This is a genomic window from Sediminibacter sp. Hel_I_10, assembly GCF_000688335.1.
In the GTDB taxonomy this organism is placed as follows: Bacteria; Bacteroidota; Bacteroidia; order Flavobacteriales; family Flavobacteriaceae; genus Psychroserpens.
The window spans coordinates 3,780,779-3,803,121 of sequence record NZ_JHZX01000001.1; the positions used below are offsets into that span (position 1 = coordinate 3,780,779).

Annotated in this window: 20 protein-coding genes; 13 read left to right on the forward strand and 7 right to left on the reverse strand. The window is 36.0% G+C overall.

Annotation, left to right across the window (positions count from 1 at the left end):
• Positions 1 to 292 precede the first annotated feature (292 nt).
• The 8 genes from P176_RS0117095 (at position 293) to guaB (ending at position 10,350) form a co-directional block, all read left to right on the forward strand.
• Positions 293 to 919, forward strand: coding sequence for a LysE family translocator (locus tag P176_RS0117095; RefSeq protein WP_026755841.1), 627 nt, complete (start codon positions 293 to 295; stop codon positions 917 to 919).
• Positions 920 to 956: 37 nt separating this feature from the next.
• On the forward strand, positions 957 to 1,820 hold the full coding sequence (locus P176_RS0117100) for a hydroxymethylglutaryl-CoA lyase (RefSeq protein WP_026755842.1): 864 nt from the start codon (positions 957 to 959) through the stop codon (positions 1,818 to 1,820).
• Between the two features lie 188 nt (positions 1,821 to 2,008).
• On the forward strand, positions 2,009 to 3,208 hold the full coding sequence (locus P176_RS0117105; RefSeq protein WP_026755843.1) for a DUF4856 domain-containing protein: 1,200 nt from the start codon (positions 2,009 to 2,011) through the stop codon (positions 3,206 to 3,208).
• Positions 3,209 to 3,298: 90 nt separating this feature from the next.
• Positions 3,299 to 4,423: an imelysin family protein gene (locus P176_RS0117110; protein ID WP_026755844.1), complete on the forward strand. Its 1,125-nt coding sequence runs from the start codon at positions 3,299 to 3,301 to the stop codon at positions 4,421 to 4,423.
• 66 nt (positions 4,424 to 4,489) lie between these two features.
• Positions 4,490 to 5,857 (forward strand): HTTM domain-containing protein, encoded by a 1,368-nt coding sequence (locus P176_RS0117115; protein ID WP_026755845.1) that lies wholly within the window; start codon positions 4,490 to 4,492, stop codon positions 5,855 to 5,857.
• On the forward strand, positions 5,838 to 8,264 hold the full coding sequence (locus P176_RS0117120) for a TonB-dependent receptor domain-containing protein (protein ID WP_026755846.1): 2,427 nt from the start codon (positions 5,838 to 5,840) through the stop codon (positions 8,262 to 8,264). Before P176_RS0117115 ends, P176_RS0117120 begins: the two co-directional genes overlap by 20 nt.
• Positions 8,265 to 8,388: 124 nt before the next feature.
• On the forward strand, positions 8,389 to 8,826 hold the full coding sequence (locus P176_RS19745; RefSeq protein ID WP_231481287.1) for a hypothetical protein: 438 nt from the start codon (positions 8,389 to 8,391) through the stop codon (positions 8,824 to 8,826).
• Positions 8,827 to 8,877: 51 nt separating this feature from the next.
• Positions 8,878 to 10,350 carry an IMP dehydrogenase gene (guaB, locus tag P176_RS0117130; RefSeq protein ID WP_026755847.1) on the forward strand — a complete coding sequence of 491 codons (1,473 nt, stop codon included), beginning with the start codon at positions 8,878 to 8,880 and terminating at the stop codon, positions 10,348 to 10,350.
• A 268-nt stretch (positions 10,351 to 10,618) separates the two neighbouring features.
• On the opposite strand, the gene P176_RS0117135 is transcribed toward guaB, so the two are convergent.
• The 5 genes from P176_RS0117135 to P176_RS0117155 form a co-directional block, all read right to left on the reverse strand.
• On the reverse strand, positions 10,619 to 11,218 hold the full coding sequence (locus P176_RS0117135; protein WP_026755848.1) for a hypothetical protein: 600 nt from the start codon (positions 11,216 to 11,218) through the stop codon (positions 10,619 to 10,621).
• Positions 11,219 to 11,351: 133 nt separating this feature from the next.
• Complete coding sequence (locus tag P176_RS0117140) at positions 11,352 to 12,092, reverse strand: hypothetical protein (RefSeq protein ID WP_026755849.1); 741 nt, start codon at positions 12,090 to 12,092, stop codon at positions 11,352 to 11,354.
• A 17-nt stretch (positions 12,093 to 12,109) separates the two neighbouring features.
• Entirely contained in the window at positions 12,110 to 12,637 is a 528-nt protein-coding gene (locus tag P176_RS0117145; RefSeq protein ID WP_156033153.1) for a hypothetical protein, read from the reverse strand.
• Positions 12,638 to 12,767: 130 nt separating this feature from the next.
• Positions 12,768 to 14,216: a glyceraldehyde-3-phosphate dehydrogenase gene (locus tag P176_RS0117150; RefSeq protein WP_026755851.1), complete on the reverse strand. Its 1,449-nt coding sequence runs from the start codon at positions 14,214 to 14,216 to the stop codon at positions 12,768 to 12,770.
• A 173-nt stretch (positions 14,217 to 14,389) separates the two neighbouring features.
• Entirely contained in the window at positions 14,390 to 15,820 is a 1,431-nt protein-coding gene (locus P176_RS0117155) for a trypsin-like peptidase domain-containing protein (protein ID WP_026755852.1), read from the reverse strand.
• 156 nt (positions 15,821 to 15,976) lie between these two features.
• On the opposite strand from P176_RS0117155, the gene dapF reads away from it, so the two are divergent.
• From dapF to P176_RS0117180, 5 genes are all read left to right on the forward strand, one after another.
• Complete coding sequence (gene dapF, locus P176_RS0117160; RefSeq protein WP_026755853.1) at positions 15,977 to 16,762, forward strand: diaminopimelate epimerase; 786 nt, start codon at positions 15,977 to 15,979, stop codon at positions 16,760 to 16,762.
• On the forward strand, positions 16,750 to 17,277 hold the full coding sequence (locus tag P176_RS0117165; protein ID WP_026755854.1) for a GNAT family N-acetyltransferase: 528 nt from the start codon (positions 16,750 to 16,752) through the stop codon (positions 17,275 to 17,277). The genes dapF and P176_RS0117165 overlap by 13 nt, the downstream gene beginning before the upstream one ends.
• On the forward strand, positions 17,277 to 18,320 hold the full coding sequence (mltG, locus tag P176_RS0117170; RefSeq protein WP_026755855.1) for an endolytic transglycosylase MltG: 1,044 nt from the start codon (positions 17,277 to 17,279) through the stop codon (positions 18,318 to 18,320). Before P176_RS0117165 ends, mltG begins: the two co-directional genes overlap by 1 nt.
• A 1-nt stretch (position 18,321) precedes the next feature.
• Positions 18,322 to 19,233, forward strand: coding sequence for a DUF2279 domain-containing protein (locus tag P176_RS0117175; RefSeq protein WP_037349023.1), 912 nt, complete (start codon positions 18,322 to 18,324; stop codon positions 19,231 to 19,233).
• Between the two features lie 107 nt (positions 19,234 to 19,340).
• Positions 19,341 to 20,021: a hypothetical protein gene (locus P176_RS0117180; protein ID WP_026755857.1), complete on the forward strand. Its 681-nt coding sequence runs from the start codon at positions 19,341 to 19,343 to the stop codon at positions 20,019 to 20,021.
• A 55-nt stretch (positions 20,022 to 20,076) separates the two neighbouring features.
• On the opposite strand, the gene P176_RS0117185 is transcribed toward P176_RS0117180, so the two are convergent.
• Entirely contained in the window at positions 20,077 to 21,192 is a 1,116-nt protein-coding gene (locus tag P176_RS0117185) for a DUF2914 domain-containing protein (protein WP_026755858.1), read from the reverse strand.
• Positions 21,193 to 21,232: 40 nt separating this feature from the next.
• Positions 21,233 to 22,330, reverse strand: coding sequence for a heparan-alpha-glucosaminide N-acetyltransferase domain-containing protein (locus tag P176_RS0117190; protein WP_026755859.1), 1,098 nt, complete (start codon positions 22,328 to 22,330; stop codon positions 21,233 to 21,235).
• Between the last annotated feature and the right edge of the window lie 13 nt (positions 22,331 to 22,343).

A 22,343-nucleotide genomic window follows, 5' to 3' on the forward strand; every position in this document is an offset into this window, starting at 1 on the left:
AAGATTCTTGACAAACCTATAAATAATATCGTTTAAAAACCAAATTTTTCGATGAAATACATAGTTAAATTTAACATTTATTTTTAAATATCTGATTTTAAGTTAATTAAAAATAGTTAAAATTTCAATCTAAAAATAAATCTCAGAAACCACTTACAGATTAAAATAGAGGGAGTTGGTCTAAAATGATATGTGTTTCATAATTAAGTTTTTAAAAAAAACTCATCTATTGCATTTTATGCATACCACTACAATCCTCTTTTTAATCTTATTTTTACAAAAAAGGAATACGTTGAATTACGAGTTATTAGTGTCTTTTGTTTTTGCGACTGCTGCATTAGCCATTTCTCCTGGTCCAGACAACATCTATGTTATGATGCAAAGTCTGGTTCATGGCAAATGGTTTGGCTTGGCAACTCTTGCAGGGCTGCTATCAGGTTGTTTAGTACACACCACTTTAGTGGCTTTTGGAGTATCGGCCATCATAAAAGAAAATGACACTGTATTTTTTATAATTAAACTATTTGGTGCGTTATACCTTTTATATCTTGCCTTTAGAGTATACCAATCTGATGCGACGTTGCGTTTAGACTCAGATCATGTTCCGAAGAAAAATAAGGTACAACTTTTTAAACAAGGGTTTATTATGAATGTACTCAACCCTAAGGTCTCCATTTTTTTCTTAGCATTCTTCCCTGGGTTTTTATTTAGTAACAGCTTAAGCACAGAGGTTCAGTTTTATATTTTAGGATTTTTATTCATGTTGGTCTCTGCTATTATCTTTGGTGGTATTGCGATTTTAGCAGGACAGATTTCTACTTACGTTAAGAAAAATGCGAGTATTGGCTTGTATTTGAAATGGTTGCAGATTATTGTATTTGTTGGTATTGCCATCCTTATAATGACTTCAGAAAAATAGCCTTCTTTAAACCATTTGAATTCCTATCTTTGGGGTAATGAGCGCACCCTTAAAAATAATTGAATGTCCGCGCGATGCCATGCAGGGCATCAAATCCTTTATTCCAACAGCCCAAAAAGTACAGTATATACAATCTCTGTTGCGTGTGGGATTTGATACTATTGATTTTGGAAGTTTTGTTTCACCAAAGGCCATCCCGCAAATGGTTGATACTTCTGAAGTATTGGCACAACTTGACCTTTCTAAAACACATAGTAAGTTGCTTGCTATCATTGCCAATACTAGAGGGGCCGAAGATGCTTGCAGACATCCTGAAATAGAATATTTAGGATTTCCGTTTTCCATTTCAGAGAATTTTCAAATGCGAAATACCCATAAGACCATTGCGCAATCGGTAATCACGCTTTCTGAAATTTTAGAACTTGCCAATAAGAATCATAAAAAAGTAGTGGTCTATATCTCTATGGGTTTTGGAAATCCCTATGGCGATCCCTGGAATGTGGAGATCGTAGGAGAGTGGACAGAACGCTTGAGCGCTATGGGTGTAGAGATTTTATCGTTGAGTGATACTGTGGGGAGCTCAGACCCAGAGACCATTGATTATTTGTTTTCTAACCTTATTCCTAAATATCCCAAGATTGAATTTGGGGCACATTTGCACACCACGCCAACTACTTGGTTTGAAAAAATTGACGCTGCCTATAACGCTGGATGTATGAGATATGATGGCGCCATACAAGGCTTTGGAGGTTGCCCGATGGCAAAGGATGAACTTACGGGAAACATGCCTACAGAAAAATTACTATCTTATTTTACTTCAAAAAAAGAAAATACCTTGCATGCTATGAGTTTTGAAAGTGCTTATAACGAGGCTACAAAAATCTTCAAAGCTTATCACTAAAGATAACAACTTATAAAGTTTATTTTTTATAATTATCTTTTTTTTCAAGACCTTATTGAGGTGTTTAAAAGTTTATTTAAACTTAATCTAAATAAACTTTGATGATTAAAAGATGTGTTTTATTTTTGCAATCAAAATGCAATAATTGTTTGTATCAAGTCTAAATAAAAACAGTCAATTAACAACACATGAAAAAAATCGCCTTAAGTTTATTAGCCATTTCAGCTTTATTTACGTCATGCTCTAATGATGATGACAATACTATAACACAACCACAAGTGCTAGCTCCTGTAAGCTATACGTTTGAGAGAAACGGAGAGTCTACAGTAGATTTCAACGGTCAAACCACACGAATTGCTATGGCTGGTGAATTGGCGTCAGCACTATTGGTAGAATCAAATACAGAAACGCAACTAGATGGCATGTTTGCTCATGTTGAAGGAAACAATGATTTTGAAGATGCAGATTTAAACGCATCAGATAAAAGTGTTAGGTCTAAAGTTGCTGCGTCTAAAGATTATTTTTCTTCTAACGTAACACTTTCAAACACTATAAAAGCAGATTTTGATTTCTGGATTGAAGATCAAGCCAACAACGTTTTCCCAAATTGGAATAGCATTGCAACCGCAGGAAATGCAGGACAATTGCAACAAGCAGGTGGTGGCGCCATACGATATATAAACGCCAAGGGTTTTGAAAACAATCAATTGGTCTCTAAAGGATTAATTGGTGGATTAATGATTGATCAAATCCTAAATAACTACTTAAGTACGGCAGTTTTAGACGAAGGTTCTAATATTGAAGATAATAATTCTGGTGTTGTAGTAGTAGACAAGACTTACACAACTATGGAGCACAAATGGGATGAAGCTTTTGGATATTTGTATGGTGCAGAAGCAGATGCATCAATGCCTGTTTTAGGAGCAGATTCTTTTCTTAATGAGTATTTAGATCGTTTGGAGGCAGATGAAGATTTCTCAGGAATCGCGCAAACTGTTTTTGATGCCTTTAAATTAGGCCGTGCTGCTATTGTTGCTAAAGATTATGATTTAAGAGATGCACAAGCAAACATTATAAAAACCAACTTGTCATTAATACCTGCTGTAAGAGCAGTACACTATTTACAAGCAGGAAAAGTGAAATTAGATGAGGGTGATATGGCTAGTGCATTTCACCAGCTCTCTGAAGGTTTTGGATTTGTCTACAGCTTACAGTTTACAAGACAACCAAACTCAGCTAATCCTTATTTTACAAATGCAGAAGTCATGGCTTATATCGCAGAACTTTCAGCAGAAAATGGGTTTTGGGATGTTACACCAGAAACTTTAGAGAGCATCTCTCAAGAAATTGCTGCACGTTTCAACTTTACTGTTGAAGCAGCAAACTAAATACTGAGTTGATCTCAAAAGCAAATAGTTCTCATTAGGTTGAACGTATTTGCATGTTTATCTTTGCAAAATGAAAAAGAAAAAGAAATTATGATGAAGAAAATTGTTTTAAGCTTATTTACAATTGCGCTATTAATTGCCTGTTCAGAGTCTGATGACTCTGGATCTGGAACATCGTCAGATGGTTTTGACCGTCAAGCCATGTTGACCAATTGGGCAGATAATATTATTGTTCCAGCTTTTCAAGATTTAAATTCAGATTTAGCAGTATTAAAAACGGATAAAGATGCGTTTTTAGCAACTCCAAATCAAACCACTTTAGATGCTTTAAGAACCTCTTGGTTAGAATCTTATAAGACTTGGCAGTATGTAGAGATGTTTGATATTGGTAAAGCAGAAGAGCTTAACTATGCAGATCAAATGAATATTTATCCTGCAAACATTACTAATATTCAAAATAATATTGCTCTTGGAGCGGGTAATTACAATCTGGCGGCACCAAGCAATAATTCATCTGTGGGTTTCCCTGCTGTAGACTATATGTTATATGGTATTGCAAATACTGATGCAGAGATTATAGGCGCATTTTCAACCGATTCAAATTTTGAGAATAATAAGACATATTTGTCTAATCTTATAGATAGAATGGATGCTTTGAGCCTTTTAATAACTAACGATTGGTTGACAAACTATCGAGATGTTTTTGTTAATAGTACAGCAAATACAGCTACAAGTTCTACAAATAAATTGACCAATGATTTCATATTTTACTATGAGAAAGGATTGAGAGCTAATAAATTTGGTATTCCGGCAGGTGTATTTTCATCAACGCCTTTAAATACTAAAGTAGAAGCATTTTATAATGAAGAAGTATCTAAAGTTTTGGCTGATGAGGCTTTAAAAGCGGTACAAGATTTCTTTAATGGTAAAGCTTACAATTCAGCGTCTACTGGAGAAAGTTTTCATTCGTATTTGGATTATTTAAATACTATCAAAGAAGGTGAGGATCTAAGTACGATCATAAATAATCAATTTAATACCGCAGAGGGAAAAATTCAAGTTTTAGATAATAATTTTTCACAGCAGATCATCACTAACAATAATAAAATGACTGAGGCTTATGATGAACTTCAAAAAGCAGTGGTCTTGTTAAAAGTAGATATGGTGCAAGCCTTAAATATAAGTGTTGATTTCATTGACGCAGATGGCGATTAATAACTATTAACATATGATACTTAAGATTCTTTAGGGACATAATTCTCTAAAGAATCTTTTTTTTTAATGACCACAACAATCAAAACATATCTCAATACAACTACCAATGCTGCGCCTCTTGCAGTATTTCGTGTATTTTTTGGTATCATGATGTGTTTTAGTCTTATCAGGTTCTGGTATCACGGCTGGATTGAAAAATTTTATATTCAACCTAAATTCCATTTCAAATATTATGGTTTTGAATGGGTCAAATCTTTAGGAGAGTATAATTATCTGCTCTTTTTTTTCTGCGGAATCGCTGCGCTTTTTGTCGCATTGGGATTAAAATACAGAATAGCTATTATCGCCTTCTTTTTGAGTTTTACTTATATTGAACTCATTGACAAAACCACCTATCTCAATCATTACTATTTTATAAGTGTACTTAGTTTTTTAATGATTTTTCTACCTGCAAACGCTAAATTTTCAGTAGATAATTTACTTCGGAAAAACAGCTACCAAAACATCCCAAATTGGACGATAGATAGCATTAAATTATTATTAGGTATCGTCTATTTCTACGCAGGAATTGCAAAATTAAATAGCGATTGGTTACTTAGGGCAATGCCTTTAAAAATGTGGTTGCCCTCAAAATACGACTTACCGTTTATAGGTCATAATCTCATGCAACAAGATTGGTTTCATTACGCGATGAGCTGGTCTGGAATGCTATATGACCTCGCAATTCCGTTTTTGTTATTGTATAAGCGCACTCGTGTTTTTGCCTTTGTTTTAGTGGTTATTTTCCATGTGTTTACACGTGTCTTATTCTCCATTGGCATGTTTCCATATATTATGATTGTTGCGACATTAATCTTTTTTGATGCTAGCGTTCACGAAAAAATAATTGCCATAATCAAGCGTACGATCAAACCTTTCCGAAGAAAAGTGAAAGCGTTCCAAACAATTGAAACGTACCGGTTTTCAAACCGAAAGATTATAGTCTCAATTATTGCTGTGTTCTTTGCATTTCAGATGGTATTTCCATTTCGGTATTTGTGTTATAAGAACGAATTGTTTTGGACGGAGGAAGGCTACAGACTATCATGGCGAGTTATGCTCATGGAGAAAGCAGGATTGGCAACGTTTAAAGTCGTAAATTCTAAAACCGGATCGTTTTTCTACGTGGAAAACTCTGATTTTTTATCAGCACTTCAAGAAAAGCAGATGAGTTTTCAACCTGATTTTATTTTAGAATACGCGCATTTTTTAGGAGATCATTTTACAGCCCAAGGCCATGAAAACGTGCAGATTTTTGTAGATAGTTTTGTGGCATTAAACGGTAGATTGAGTCAGCAGTATATTGATCCAACCGTAGATTTATATCAAGAAAAAGAATCATTTAAACCCAAAGATTGGATATTACCATTTAAAGATGAGATTAAAGGATTTTAAATTAATTATAGCGTTTATTTTATTCAGTTTGCCAATTTTTGGCCAGACTGAAATTTCGGGTTATATCACAAATGCAAATAACAACGAGGTCATCTCAAATGTTCAGGTGTATGATAAGGTTTCGGGGTTGTTGACCACCTCAGATGGTAATGGGTTCTATCAATTGTTTACTGATAAATCACAATTGACTTTAGTGTTTTACATTTCAGAATTTGAAATTTTAGAATTAGAGCAAACGGTTACAAAAGATATAGCGCTTAATATTACGCTACAGCCTTTGCAAGAAAACCTTTCAGAAATAATAATTAACGCAAGACGTGCAAAAGTTTTTGAGCTCAATAGATTAAAAGACGTTGAAGAAACTGCCATTTATGCTGGTAAAAAAACAGAGGTTATTCTCGTGGATCAATCTATGGCAAATTTGGCCACCAATAATACGCGCCAACTTTATAGTCAGGTTGCAGGGTTGAATATTTACCAAAATGATGATGCAGGACTGCAGCTCAATATTGGAGGTCGTGGTCTAGACCCAAACCGAACCGCCAATTTCAATACCAGACAAAATGGTTATGATATTAGTGCAGATGTTTTGGGGTATCCAGAGAGTTACTACACACCAGCGGCAGAGGGTTTAAAAGAAATTCAAGTGGTAAGAGGTGCTGCCTCGCTTCAATATGGAACGCAGTTTGGCGGACTCATCAACTTTAAAACAAAAGATCCGAACCCCAGTAAACCCTTAGAGTTAATTTCGAGAAATACATTGGGCAGTTTCGGTTTGTATACCAATTTTACAAGCTTGAGCGGCACCAAGGATAAATTTAGTTATTACACGTATTTCAATTACAAAAAAGGGGATGGGTTTAGACCAAATTCTGAGTTTGAATCTAAAAATGTTTTTGCACATTTAGGTTACAAGTTCAATGAAAAAACGAATATTTCGGCAGAGTTTACCCATTTATATTATCTCGCTCAACAAGGTGGCGGATTGACAGATTCACAGTTCAATGAGGATGCTCTTCAAAGTAACAGATCGCGCAATTGGTTTAAGGTGAATTGGTTGTTGTATAACCTAAAGTTGAGTCATAAATTTTCAGAAAAAACAAACTTTACCTTTAATGCTTTTGGGCTTAATGCGTCGCGCGATGCACTGGGTTTTAGAACCAATCGGGTAGATCAAATTGATCCTAATGAAGAGCGCGATTTGATTAAAGGAGATTTTAAAAACTATGGAGCCGAGGCTAGATTGCTGAGTGAGTATAAGTTTTTTGGAAAAGAAGCGACATTCCTAATTGGTTCTAAATTTTACAAAGCGAATAATAACGAACAACAAGGTCCTGGATCTGATGGTATTGGGCCAGATTTTGAATTCTACAATGATCAGTTTCCGAATTATCCATCACAGTCAAACTTTGATTTTCCTAATCTCAATGTGGCTGTTTTTGGCGAAAATATCTTTTATCTAAATGATAAATTCTCGGTAACCCCTGGTTTTCGTTTTGAATATATAAAAACAGAAAGCGAAGGTTTTTTCAAACGCATCAACACTGACGCGGCAGGTAATGTAATCTTTGAAGAAACGATTGAAGACAATCGTGATTTTGAACGCAATTTTGTTTTATTGGGTGTTGGGCTAAGTTATAAACCAACAACGGCCTTAGAAATTTACGGAAACATATCGCAGAATTATCGATCGGTCACATTCTCAGATATTAACATTAATAATCCTGCTTTTGCAGTAAATCCCAATATTACAGATGAAGATGGTTTTACCGCAGATTTAGGCTTTAGAGGAAACTATAAAAATATAATCTCTTACGATTTAGGCGCTTTTGCATTGTTCTATAATGGACGAATTGGTTTTATACAGAAAGAATTTGATAATGGAAGAATTATTAGTGAACGGGGCAATATAGGAGATGCAAGAATAGTAGGCATCGAATCTCTGGTGGATTTTAATCTGAAGAAAATTTTGAAAATGACTAATGATTTCAGCTTAAATTATTTTGTAAACGCATCTTTTATTTCTTCGGAATATACCCAATCGCAACAAGCAGGATTAGAAGGCAATGACGTAGAATTTGTGCCGGATGTAAATATCAAAACTGGATTAAGATTTGGATATAAAAATCTTCAGGCGAGTGCACAATATTCCTATTTAGGACGTCAATTTACAGATGCAACCAACTCTCAAGAAGCTAATTTAAGTGGTGTAATTGGTGCCATCCCACAATATGATATTTTGGATGTATCTTTATCTTATACTTACAAACGATTTAAATTAGAAACCGGAATCAATAACCTTTTGGATGAGATCTATTTTACGCGAAGGGCTACTGGTTATCCTGGACCTGGAATCATTCCATCTTCACCGCGAAATTATTACGCGACCTTGCAGGTAAAATTTTAATATAATTTTTTAGTCCATTCATCTGAAACAAATGATGTCTATTTTAATTAAAGAGAGATAGTTGTATTTCTCGAAAAATAATTTCATTTTAGTTATCTCTTAATAACTTGATATATCTACCATCATGAAGTTTTTGTTTCAATGTATAATTTTTTGTCTTTTATTAGTATCCTGCGGTGCTAAAAACCCAAAAATATTAAGCTCATCTACCAATAGCGTAAAATCATCTAGTGGTTATACGCCGTTTTTTGATATTACAGCGTATTCAGAGGATGAAGAGTATGGGTTAATTGGGGAGAAACCGGTAAAAGTAGGTGAGATGAGCGTCCAAAATCAGTTACGTTATCTATCGTCTTTAGCTGGTCCCAATGGAGAAGAATTAAAGTTTCATAGAAGAGGATCTTGCTGCGGTTACAAAAGCGAAGGCGCTGCATTTGGATCTGCGCTAGTTGATGTTTATGATGTAACTTATGATGGATTAAAGAAGCCCATTCAAATTTATATCAGTTTCTATGATTTTGAAACCTTATATATTCCTAAAGGTTTTACAAAGAGACTCTAGATATCGTATAAAAAACTTATCTTTGCACGCAATTATAAGCGTAATTGCAACATGACAGCACACGAAAATAAAATTGTTGGAGAAGGTCTTACTTATGACGACGTACTCTTAGTTCCAGCATTTTCAGAAGTTTTACCGAGAGAGGTAAATATTCAAACAAAATTCACGAGAAACATTACTATCAATATTCCTGTAATTTCTGCAGCGATGGATACGGTTACCGAAAGTAAAATGGCAATTGCCATGGCGCAAGAGGGAGGTATTGGCGTGCTGCACAAAAACATGACCATTGAGCAGCAGGCAGAAAAGGTGAGACGGGTTAAACGTGCCGAAAGCGGTATGATTATCGATCCTGTAACTTTACCGATGACGGCTGTTGTTGCTGATGCAAAGGCAAACATGGCCGAGCATGGTATAGGAGGTATTCCCATCATAGACGAGGAAGGAACTTTAAAAGGAATCGTGACCAATCGTGACTTACGTTTTGAGCATGCTAATAACCGCCCTATTGTGGAGGTAATGACCGCCAAGAATTTGGTCACCGCAGCTGTGGGTACGTCTTTAAAAGATGCCGAAAAAATATTACAGCAAAATAAAATTGAGAAATTGTTGATTGTTGACGATAACTACAAATTGGTGGGGTTGATCACATTTAGAGATATTACTAAAGTGGTACAAAAGCCAAATGCAAATAAAGACTCCTTCGGAAGATTACGTGTTGCTGCGGCTATTGGAGTTACTGGAGATGCAGTAGAGCGCGCATCTGCCTTGGTGAATGCTGGTGTTGATGCGGTGATTATTGATACAGCTCACGGCCATACTAAAGGAGTGGTTACAGTGCTAAAAGAAATTAAAAAGAAATTTCCAACGCTAGAAGTTATTGTTGGTAATATCGCTACTGCAGAAGCGGCGAAGTATTTAGTAGATGCAGGTGCAGATGCAGTGAAAGTTGGTATTGGTCCAGGTTCTATTTGTACAACTAGAGTAGTTGCAGGTGTTGGATTTCCGCAGTTTTCGGCAGTTTTAGAAGTTGCTGCTGCAATTAAGGGTACCGGTGTTCCTGTAATTGCAGACGGTGGTATTCGCTATACAGGAGATATCCCGAAGGCCATAGCTGCAGGAGCCGATGCCGTAATGCTCGGTTCTCTTTTAGCGGGAACGAAAGAAAGTCCTGGAGAAACGATTATTTATGAAGGACGAAAATTCAAGTCTTATCGTGGTATGGGATCTGTTGAAGCGATGAAAAAAGGGAGTAAAGACCGTTATTTTCAAGATGTAGAGGATGATATTAAAAAATTGGTTCCGGAAGGGATTGTAGGCCGTGTACCGTATAAAGGTGATTTGGTGGAAAGCATCCATCAGTTTATCGGCGGTTTAAGAGCAGGGATGGGCTATTGTGGTGCTAAGGATATCGAAACCTTAAAGGAAACGGGACGTTTTGTAAAAATCACAAGTTCTGGTATTCATGAAAGTCATCCACATGACGTCACTATCACCAAAGAAGCGCCTAATTATTCAAGATAAGAAAACCTATATATTACAATAAAAAAAACAGCTTCGACACGGAGCTGTTTTTTTTGTAAAGACACTATCTCACTAGAGTCATTCGAAATACACTTGTGGTAAAATCTTAAAGGCGGGATATGCATTCAGCTGTTTTTAATTCGAAGCGTTTCTTGTTTTTAATAATGGAATGTCTTAAAAAAAATCTGCCATCTTTCCGCATCAAAGGATGCAGTAGGAAGGCAGATTTAAAGGATTACAATTCGCTTACGTTTCCGTAGCAAAGTGATTAACTATTCTTTTGCTTATTGATTTCGTCTTGTAATTGGCGTCTCACTTTTTGCTCACGCTCTAAAGCAATACGTCTATGCTCTTCAAATTCCTCTTCGGTTTCTGCCAGAGATATTTTTGCTTGTCTAGTTACAGCATTGCTATTTTTAAATCGGTAGATAAAAAACAGAAGTAAGATCAACAAAATACCAATGATGGCCCACATTAAAGAGCTATAACCGCTTTTACTCATTTGCGCACCAAAAAGAGACATACTATCTTTTTCTGAGATGGTATTGTCAAGATCTTTTTTGGTATTGGAGAGATTGCCCTGCAATTCTGAAATTTCAGAAGCCTGTGTATCTACAATAGCTTGAGTATCTACTAAACTTTTTCTAATGGCTTGTAAAGAATCCATGGTGTGAGCCTTAAGATCATACATCCACGTTTTTTTAACAACTTTAAAGTCTTGAAAACTATTTGATTTTTGAATGACATATTCAAATTGGTTGTCAATTGTACCTTCATTTAAAGATAAATTATCTTCGTCTTGTGCGCTTAAGATTGAAAAACTAAACACACAAAGTGCTGTAAATAAGAGGGATTTAAAAGAATTCATTTTGGTTGGATTCGTTTTAACGATTGGATTATAAGCCGACAATATAATAAATTTATGGGTATTAATAGGCTATTGTATTAACAATTAGTCCCACCATTGGCGGGACTAGTTCATATACGTAAGCGGTCAAGTTTTAGATGTTAAGCGTACTTAATTCAGTAGTATTTTCTATAGCAGTTGAGTCTAAACTGTATTGATATAGACCTTCTTCGCCAATTAAAATCAATTGATCTCCATTAATAATCACGTCAAAAGCGTCTTTATCTATAGAGTGCACTAAGGTTGAATTTTCAGGATTAGAAACATCAAAAATTTTCACCTCGTCGTCACAAACAAATAAATAGTCATTATAAAGTCCAAGACCAATGGGTTTAGTAAGGTTTCTAGAAGAAATAAGAATGGGTTGAAGTACATTGGTTACGTCATAAATCTCTAATACGTTTATGGTAGTTCCGCATCCAATATCGGCGTGCAAGGTCACAAACGCATGCGTGTCATTAGCTACCACAGGATCACAGGCCGTAAAATGCTGTACATCTGATAGGTATTGAGGTTCTTCAGCATTATCGACACTATAAATATACATTCCGTTTTGTGAACCTATATAGAGGTAGGCTTTGTAATTAAAAATGGTTTCTATTCGAAATCCAATATTAACAGTATTGATCTTTACTGGGTTTGCCTGATCAACAATACTAAATACATTTAAGCGACTATCATCCACCGTATAAAGGTAATCACTATAAAGTGCAAATCTGGCAAGAGATCCTGCGTTACCAGTATCGCTATTAGAATTTGTGGGAGATCCTGAATCGCCATCGTTGCTACAAGACAAGACTAAAATTGCTAAAATAAATAGACTATATGTTTTCATGTGTTCTGTTTTTAAAATTAGTTATTCTCTAATATGCTCCACCCAACAATCACTTCATTGTCTTGAAGATCATAATAGCTAAAGCCTTGTGGTGAGAGTAACTGCGGAAAAGCGTCTGCTACGCGTTTAGTAATCTCCATGGTACCTGCTTGGGCGTCTATGGAAAGGGCTACTAAATCGGTAGCATTATTTACATATAGTGTAGATCCCTTTATAGCAAGATCAGATGATCCTAAAACATTGATAAATGCTACATTTTGTGGATTTGAGGGATCAGTATTGTTGATGACATGAAAGCCTTTATCTTTTTCGTGGATAAAAATAAATTGGTCTTTCACATAAATTTTTCCTGAATTTAGAATGGGCTCGGGACTGTTTTGAAACGTGGTTGTTGCTTCAAAAGCATCTCGCTGCATAATGATGGGTTGGTAGTTGTATTGACTTTCTATAGGGCCAAAATCATCATCGTTTCCTCCTGTATACCAACAGGATTGAAAACATAAGCTACAGATTAAAAGTAGCACAAGGGTTGGTTTTAATGTCATAAAGGTCTTGGTTAATGGATTACTCCCTATAGATGCACTAGAAGTCAAAAGGTTGCTTGCACTTTAAAAGAAAAAATCCCGTTTTGAAAAAAACGGGATTTTTAATAACACTTAAAATTAAGAATGGATCCTAGTAATACGTATAGCGTCTTACTTTGGCAATGTATTTTGCCAAACGAATGACTTGATGACTGTATCCATATTCGTTATCATACCAAATATACAAGATGGCATTTTTTCCATCTGCACGAACAATGGTAGCTTTACTATCATAGATAGCAGGAGCAGAGCTGCCAACGATATCGCTGGAAACCAATTCATCATTCATCTCATATTTGATTTGCTCTACAAGGGCACCTTCTAAAGCGTATTTTTTCATAATGGTATTGATACCTTCTACTGTAGTTTCAGAATTGAGCTCTAAATTTAATATGGCTAAAGACCCATTAGGTACGGGAACTCTAATAGCATTTGAGGTCAATTTTCCTTCAAATGAAGGCAGTGCTTTGGTCACCGCTTTTCCTGCACCAGTTTCTGTAATGACCATATTTAAGGCGGCAGCTCTACCACGACGGTATTTTCCGTGGAAATTGTCTACCAGGTTTTGATCATTAGTATAGGCGTGAATGGTTTCTAAATGCCCACTTAACACACCAAATGAATCTTCCATAGCCTTTAAAATAGGCGTAATGGCATTTGTTGTACACGATGCGGCTGAGAAGATATCTACTTTATCAGGATGGTGCTCTGTGTGATTAACACCATGCACAATATTAGGAATCTCTTTTCCTGGAGCCGTCAACAATACTTTGGCGACACCTTTGGCTTTTAAATGTCTGCTTAAGGCCGCTTTATCTCTAAAAGCACCTGTGTTATCAATAATAAGCGCATCTGATATGCCATAAGCGGTATAATCAATAGATTCAGGTGTATCTGCGGAAATGATCTTTACTGTAGTTCCGTTAATAATAAGCGCTTGGTTCTCTATATCGGTAAGAACGGTTCCAGAAAAATCGCCGTGTACAGAATCATTGCGTAAAAGCGAAGCTCTTTTTTGCAGTACCGTGGCATCAATTTTACCGCGGGTAACAATCGCTCTAAGACGCATTTGACTGCCTTTACCAGTTTTGGTCATTAATTCTCTGGCTACTAAACGACCAATACGTCCAAAACCGTAAAGAACGACATCTTTTGGTTTGATGGCCTTCGTTTTTTTGGCATCTGATAATTTATCAGCTACAAACCCCGTCGCATTGCTATATTTTTGATCTTCTAGATGAAACTCATAAGTAAGTTTCCCAATATCTAATTTTGCCGGTGGTAAATTAAGCGTTTTGATGGCTTGAGCAATTTCTACCGAATCAAAGATAGAAATAGGCTTGCCAACAAACTCACCTGCATACTCATGAAGGTTTAAAATTTCGCTCACATTGCGATCAATAAGTTGATTTCTAAAAAGCACCAGTTCAATGGAGTTTTCATACCAAAGATCACTAACAATCTTGATGAATTCTACTGTTGCTCTTCGACGATCGGCCTGAAAGGCGAGCTCGTTTTCGTAAGTTCCGATTAAAGACATTGTTTTCAATATTTTGTATGCCGTTTAGAGCATACCCATTTAGTAAAAAAAATTATTTCAGATTGCAAAAATAGTATTATTCAAACGTTTTCGTAAGCTATTTTAAAAATAAAAAAGCCTTCGGGAATTTTTACATTTCCGAAGGCTTTTAAATTAGTATTGAGGGTGTAATATTAATCTGGTTTTGTGAAATAAACCTCTTTTTCCTCCATGCTACTATCTATGATATATTTCAACTTTTCTAGACTGTTTATGGCATCGCCATAGCGTTCTTTAAAGTCTGCAATATCTTCTACATTTTTAATTTCTAAATCATTAATACCTGTAATAATGGCACCTCTTGCAATTCCTAATCGTTTGTATAGAAACGCATTTTCAGTATCGGTGACCATCACGCCTTTATCAATGTCATATTTTTGCTTGAATTCTGAAGACAGATTGCGTAATTCCATTTCCATAAAGTCAACGCTTATAATATCGCTTTTTGATAATTTGACCGGAATCGTTTTTAGAGTATTATCTCTCAACACTTCTACATTGACGATATCCTCTGGACGTTTTGTTTTTAAGTATCCGCTTAAGTCTGAAAATTTAGAAACTTCTACATTGTCTAACTTTTTGATAATATCGCCTGATTTGATTCCAGATTTTTTAGCTCCAGAATTATCTTCTACGGCACTCACATAAACCCCGTCAATTTCATTAATACCTTTTGAAATAGCTTCTTCAGAATTTCTGTTCAAAATAGATACCCCAAGAATCCCGTTTTGTACGTCTCCAAATTCTATGATATCCTCAACTACTTTTCTTGCAATATTACTTGGCACCGCAAAAGAGTATCCTATGTAAGACCCAGTTTGAGAGGTAATAGCCGTATTGATTCCAATAAGCTCACCTTTCGCATTAACTAAAGCACCTCCAGAATTCCCTGGATTTACCGCGGCATCGGTTTGTATAAATGATTGTGAATTTTTACCAGATAAGTCTCTCGCTTTAGCGCTAATAATTCCTGCGGTTACAGTAGAGGTTAGGTTGAACGGATTTCCAACGGCTAAAACCCATTCGCCAACTCTCGCATTGTCTGAGTCTCCAAATTGTATGGATGGTAACTCATCATCGGCCTCAATTTTTAAAAGTGCGATGTCGGTTTTCTCATCTGTACCAATGAGTTTGGCCTCATAAACACGGTTATCATTTAAGGTAATTGAGATTTTATTAGAGCCCGCAATCACGTGATTGTTGGTAATGATATAGCCGTCAGGAGAAATAATCACCCCACTTCCTGTGCCTATTTGTGTTCTCGGTTGTGCTTGTTTTCCGTAGAAAAAATCTTGCAAACTCGGTGCCGATGATACAATGGCTGTATTTTTAACGTGCACTACAGCATGAACGCTATTTTCAGCAGCTTTAATAAAATCGGGTGCTTCAGCAGTAGACACTCCTGCAATTCCAGAATTGTATGCCGTAGGAATAAACGATGTGGATTGTGTGACGTTAGTGTCTTGGGCTAAAGCCCCTTCTTGGTCAATAATTAAGAGATAGGCAGATAATGATATTACTCCACCTAGCACAGAAACAAATACTAAGGATAAAATCTTTTTCATGATGTTTGTTATATTATAATTAGGTAACGATTAAAATTAATTATTTATTGAATTTTGAATTTAACTTTAACGATTTTTAACGCGTCAAAAAGTGATTGTTAACGCCCGTTTAACAGTTGATGAATTCCCAACAGAATGTCTATATTTGCATCCTTTATGACACTTACATTTTATAAATATCAGGGTACGGGCAACGACTTTGTGATGGTTGATAATCGTCGCAATGTTATAGGCAATTATAATGCCAAACAGATTGCCTTTTTGTGCGATAGGCGTTTTGGTATAGGAGCCGATGGTTTAATTTTATTAGAGAACCACGAAAGCGCCGATTTTAAAATGATCTATTTTAATTCTGATGGAAACCAAAGTTCCATGTGTGGCAATGGTGGCAGATGTATTGTTGCTTTTGCCAAGTTTCTCAGCATCATTGAAGATGAGGCCAGCTTTGAGGCCATTGACGGGATGCACCAAGCTAAAATTGAAAACGACATTGTACATCTGCAAATGCAAGATGTTAGTACCTTAGAAACTTTTGACACACATACGTTTTTAGATACAGGTTCACCGCACCATGTTGCACTTACCGAAAATTTAAAAGGTCTTGATGTTAAGGTAGAAGGTGCAAAAATTAGATTTGGAACGCCTTATGGGCGCTCGGGTACTAATGTAAATTTTGTGAGTAAATTAGATACAGCTGAGTTTGCTGTACGTACTTATGAGCGTGGTGTAGAAGATGAGACGCTGTCGTGTGGTACAGGAGTAACCGCGGTAGCACTGGCCATGAATTCTATTGGCAAAACAGATCAAAACTTAGTCACCCTTCAAACTATGGGTGGAGCGCTACAAGTGTCTTTCGAAAAAGAACAAAAAGCATATACAAACATCTGGCTCATTGGCAAAGCAACTCAGGTTTTTAAAGGAGACATAGAATGGACACTTTAAAAGGAAATCTCATATTTTTAAGGGCTTTAGAGCCTGAAGATCTCGACTATATTCATGCTATAGAAAATGATGAAGATGTATGGGAGTTGAGCAATACGGTTACACCATATTCTAAATTTTTAATTCAGGAATATTTAGATAGCGCACATAGAGATATCTATGAGGTAAAACAATTGCGCTTGGTGATTTGTCGTGTTGAAGATGAACACCCTATTGGATTAATTGATGTTTTTGATTTTGATGCGAAGCATAGACGCGCAGGCATTGGGATCATTATTAAATCTGCAGAAGATAGGCACAAAGGTTTTGGAAAAGAGGCTCTACAATTATTAATGGCGTATTGTCACGAACATTTGGACCTACATCAACTGTATTGTAACATTTCCGAAGCTAACGAACGTAGTTTAAAGCTCTTTAAAAGCGTTCAATTTGAAATTATTGGTCTCAAGAAAGATTGGAATTACATCAAGGGACACTACCAAAACGAATATAGTTTACAACGAATTTTTAGCTAATGTATATTAAGAAAATACTTTGGACCATTACACTTATAGGATTAGTAGCAGCTGCTATTTTTGCCTACTATATTTATAATGCCATGCTGTCTCCTAATACAGCCTTCAATAATGAACAGGCTTATATTTACGTGCCAACCAACGCCTCTTATGCTGATGTCGTAGAGCAATTAGAACCTTTGTTGGACGATTTAGAATCTTTTGATGCTCTAGCGAAACAGAAAAAGTATAATACCAATCTTAAAGCGGGTCGTTTTGCCATTAAAAAAGGCATGACGAATAATGACATTATCAATTCTATACGAAGTAATAACTTACCGGTTCAATTGGCATTTAATAATCAAGAATCTATTGCAAAACTGGCAGGGCGTGTAAGTCAGCAAATTGAGGCAGATAGTAGTGATCTTTTAGAAGCAATGACGGATGAGGCGTTTTTGACGAAGAGCGGATTCAATAAAAAGTCAGCCTTAGGCATGTACATTCCCAATAGCTATGAATTTTTCTGGAATAGTTCTGCGGAAACGTTTAGAGACCGGATGCTAAAGGAGTACAATAGGTTTTGGAACGAGAGCAGAAATGCAAAGGCCAAAGCCATTGGATTATCAAGAGACGAAGTCATGACCTTAGCGTCTATAGTTCATGAGGAATCTAAGCAACCGAGTGAACAACCCCGAATTGCAGGTGTTTACCTAAATAGAATTCGAATTGGAATGCCGCTTCAAGCTGATCCTACATTAAAGTTTGCAGCCTATCAATTGCCACAATATAAAAATACAGTCATTAAGCGGGTGCTTAATGTTCATAAAGAGATAGCCTCTCCTTATAATACCTATAAAAATTCAGGCCTACCTCCTGGGTTAATTACCATGCCAGATATTACTGCTATAGACGCTGTGCTTAATCCCGAAAAGCACAACTACATCTATTTTGCTGCAGATGCTAAAAAAATAGGCTATCATAAATTTGCTAAAACTTTAGCACAGCATAATCAAAATGCAAGAGAATACCAGCGTTATTTGTCTGCTCAAGGTATCAATAAGTAAAATGAAAATTTTTGTATTTGTGCTAGGGCTTTCTTTTATGACATTATTGTCATATCAAGCCCAGTCTCAAATACAAAACGTTTTAAAGCCGAGTGATACTTTAAACAGCACAAGATTACAGACAGTGGTGATTGCAGAGGCCTCATTGGCCGCAGTTACCTTAGTGGGCTTAGATCAACTATGGTATGCTGATTATAAAAGATCTTCCTTTAAAACCATAGACGACTCCAGCGAGTGGTTGCAGATGGATAAACTAGGACATGTCTTTTCTTCTTATCAATTGGGAAGGTTAGGAGCCAACGTAATGAATTGGACAGGAAGCGGTAAAAAGAGTCAACTACTATATGGTTCTACTTTAGGCTTCAGTTTTTTAACCGCTGTAGAGATTTTTGATGGATTTTCAGAAGAATGGGGGTTTTCTTGGACAGATATGGCGGCCAATGCAGCTGGAACCGGACTTTATGTTGGGCAAGAACTTTTATGGGATGAACAGCGCATTACTATGAAATATTCATTTCACAGTACCCGATTTGCCAGTCAACGTCCTGATAAATTGGGCAAGGGATTTTCAGAAGAATTTTTAAAGGATTATAACGGCCAGACTTATTGGTTGAGCGCCAATGTGCATTCTTTTTTGAAGTCATCTAAGATTCCAAAATGGATCAATGTTGCAGTTGGATATGGGGCAGAAGGCATGTTAACGGGTAACGACGAGAATTTAAACGGTAGGTTTCCTAATCAAAATAGGCAGCGTCATTTTTACTTAAGTCTGGACATGGATCTATCTCGAATAGAAACAAATTCTCACCTTTTGAAAACAATTTTTGACGTTTTGAACGTGATAAAAGTGCCATTTCCGACCTTGGATTTCAACGGAAAAAACGGCATAAAACTACACTACATCTACTTTTAACAGCACTTTAACTTCTAATTTTCAGTAATTTAAAAAAAGGCGTATATTTGCACGCTGAAATTGTGAGACCATTTAGTCATCTAATTTCTCACATAAAATTAGCAGTTATGTATAAAAAAATAAGTCATTATTTTGCTATCCCTCTAGCTATTTGTTGTTCATTATTTATGGCCCTCAAACCAAGTCCGGAACTCGACAGAACTTTATATTCTACCGAGGGAATGGAATTTGATTACTCAATGTCTGAGGAAATAGCCATGAGTACAGAATCTAGTTCTATTGATTCTGAGATCACTCCACACGCCGCAGATCATATTTATGTACCGTATCTGGGTAAATCCTATAACGGCTTCAAGGAAGCCCTAGCATTTAAGGAATCTCGTGGTGATTATTTTACCGTTAATACCTTAGGGTATTTAGGAAAGTACCAATTTGGTGCAGAAACTCTAAAATTGATAGGGATTTATAATCCAAATCAGTTTTTGTACAATCCACAACTGCAGGAAAAAGCCTTTTTGGCCAACGCTGCACGTAACAAATGGATATTAAGAAAGGATATCAAGCGTTTTGTTGGCAAAACAGTAGATGGCATTAAGGTAACCGAGTCTGGTATTTTAGCAGCCGCTCATTTAGCTGGTCCTGGAACCGTCAAAAAGTATTTAAGAAGTAATGGAAACTATAATTTCTCTGATGCTTATGGCTCTTCTGTAAAACACTATATGAAAAAGTTTTCTGGATATGATACCTCGTTTATCGTTGCAGAAAAGCGTGCGAAGGCGATTTTATAATATATTTAGAAATTAAAATACGATGAAAACCTGCCTTAAAAGGCGGGTTTTTGTTTTAAAAGGATTTTGTGACCACACCTTTTTGAGGTATGGTCTCTGTAGATACTATTTCGAAATCAACCACACCAATGACTAATTCTTCTTCGGTAATAATTTCGACTTTCCAGAGTCCTTCTTTAACGTTATTCTTATAGGTGTAACCTCTAAAACCTCCATCTCGACCGCCTGTAACATCAAAGCCAATATCTTCGGTAATCTGCCAAACTTCAGTTTGAGGATCGTACCACTGCCAACGGTGATAGATTTGCTTTTTTAAATCGGTAGGTGCAAATACCGAGGAAAAAATATAAACACTTTCATCTGCGTGTCGACGAAATTTGATTTGATGTGCGCGCCAAAAGATATACCATTCGTCTTTTTCGTAAGTCACCAAATACTTGCCATTGGTTTTTTGAACATTATGCGCTACCAAGCCCGTTTCTAAAGCTAAAGGTACTGGCGGAATAAGTTTAAAATAATAAAAGATATTGATAGTTAGATATATGCCGAGAACCATAGTAATAAGTTTACTAAGGTTTATTTCGGCTCTAGTACTCGGGCTAGAGGCATAAATAAACGTAATGAGCGTTAGGGTACAGCCTAAGCTCACTAATCCCGAAATGACAAAAATAGTAGTGTTCATGTCCTTAAATAGGACTGGGATCATAAACGTGAAGAAGGTAAAACTGATAAAGAAATAAACAGTGAACTGTAGGTACTTGTTTGAGATTCGCTTCTTAAGAAATTCGTTGGCTACTAATAGTAAAACCAATATAATAAAGAAGGACATGGTTTTGGAAAGCGAGACTGTTCTAGAGAAATAAATAACATATGCACTTGAGAGTCCTCCAAAAAAGAACTGAATGGCCAGCGGGAAATAAACTTCAAAGCGTCCTATAAACGTACCAACCCATTTACCATCATCCATTAAGTTAAAAAGATAAAGTGTAATTGTTAACGACGTCATGTGCAAGCAAAGCACAAAAATGTCATAGGTACGATCAATACGACCTAAGGTTAACGTATCAAAAATAAAACCACCAATAAAAAAGAGTATTGGGGCATACTTTTGATGCTTAACTACAAACTTTCTAAAAGCGCTATTTCTATATCTTACCAGAGCTCGTTTCATAATTTTAAAAGGACCTCCAAAGATAGATAATTGGGAGTCATCATTGAGATTGAATGTTAATCCGTTTCAATAATTTTCTAACCATTTTATATAAAAAAGCATTCGTTTTCACATAATAAAATGCGATCATACAAACAACAATCATAAATAGAATGGCACCAATCACGGCTTCTAATGGATCTAAAGATTGATTGTAAAAATGCTTTAGCCCCAAACCTGTAAAACTCCCAAAAATGATGATAAAATGAATGACATAAATGGAAAGTGTTTTTTGTCCGATCTTACTAATCAGTTTATGTTTTAAATAAGGTTCGGCAGCATAGAACAATCCTAATAATAGTAGCACATTTCCGAAGCGCATAAAAAGATAATTATAGAAAGCAACGTCCTTAAGTAATTGGATATTTGTAAGCTCATAAAGTTGTATTAAGAACCATGAGGAGTAGTTGAGTAGCAAAAAGCCAGAAACGAAGAAGGCTATTATAGTGAACAATCGAAATTTTGCTTTATGCAGATGATTAAAAAAGAGTGTCGCTAAAAACCCTCCAAATGCCGTAAATCCGAACCAAGGAAGAATAGTGAAAATTGATCCATTGGCTTTGGTCATGTAGTTGGCAAAGAACTTTGGCAGGTAGTCTAAATGTAAATTACGGTATAAAGGTTCTGTAATAAAGCAAAAGAGTCCTAAAACCACTAATACGAAAGAGAGTATTTTGGGATGGTTTCTAAAAAGCACATAACAGCCAATAAGCATAATGAGTGATAACCCAATACATTGTAATACATCAACAACTAAAAAGTAATTATAAAAACGGCCTTTAAGCCAACTAAAAATATCCATGCGTAGCGCATAACCAATAACTAAGAGCAATAACCCTCGATATAGCCCTTTTTTGATTCTGCTGTTATCGTTTTGCTTTGCTTTTGCCTTTAATAACAGGTATAAGAACACCAATCCTGATATGGTAAAAAATGTAGGGGCAGTGATCCCCCTAAAATAGGACCAAATTTGATAGGCCGTGTTGGTGTTGTCTCTATATATTGGGTTTAATAGAGTATCTATAAAATGCCCTTGTAGCATCATTAAAATAGCAAATGCCCTAACTGCATCTATAAAAAAAAGGCGGTCGGTTTTCAAGAGTGTATTGGGT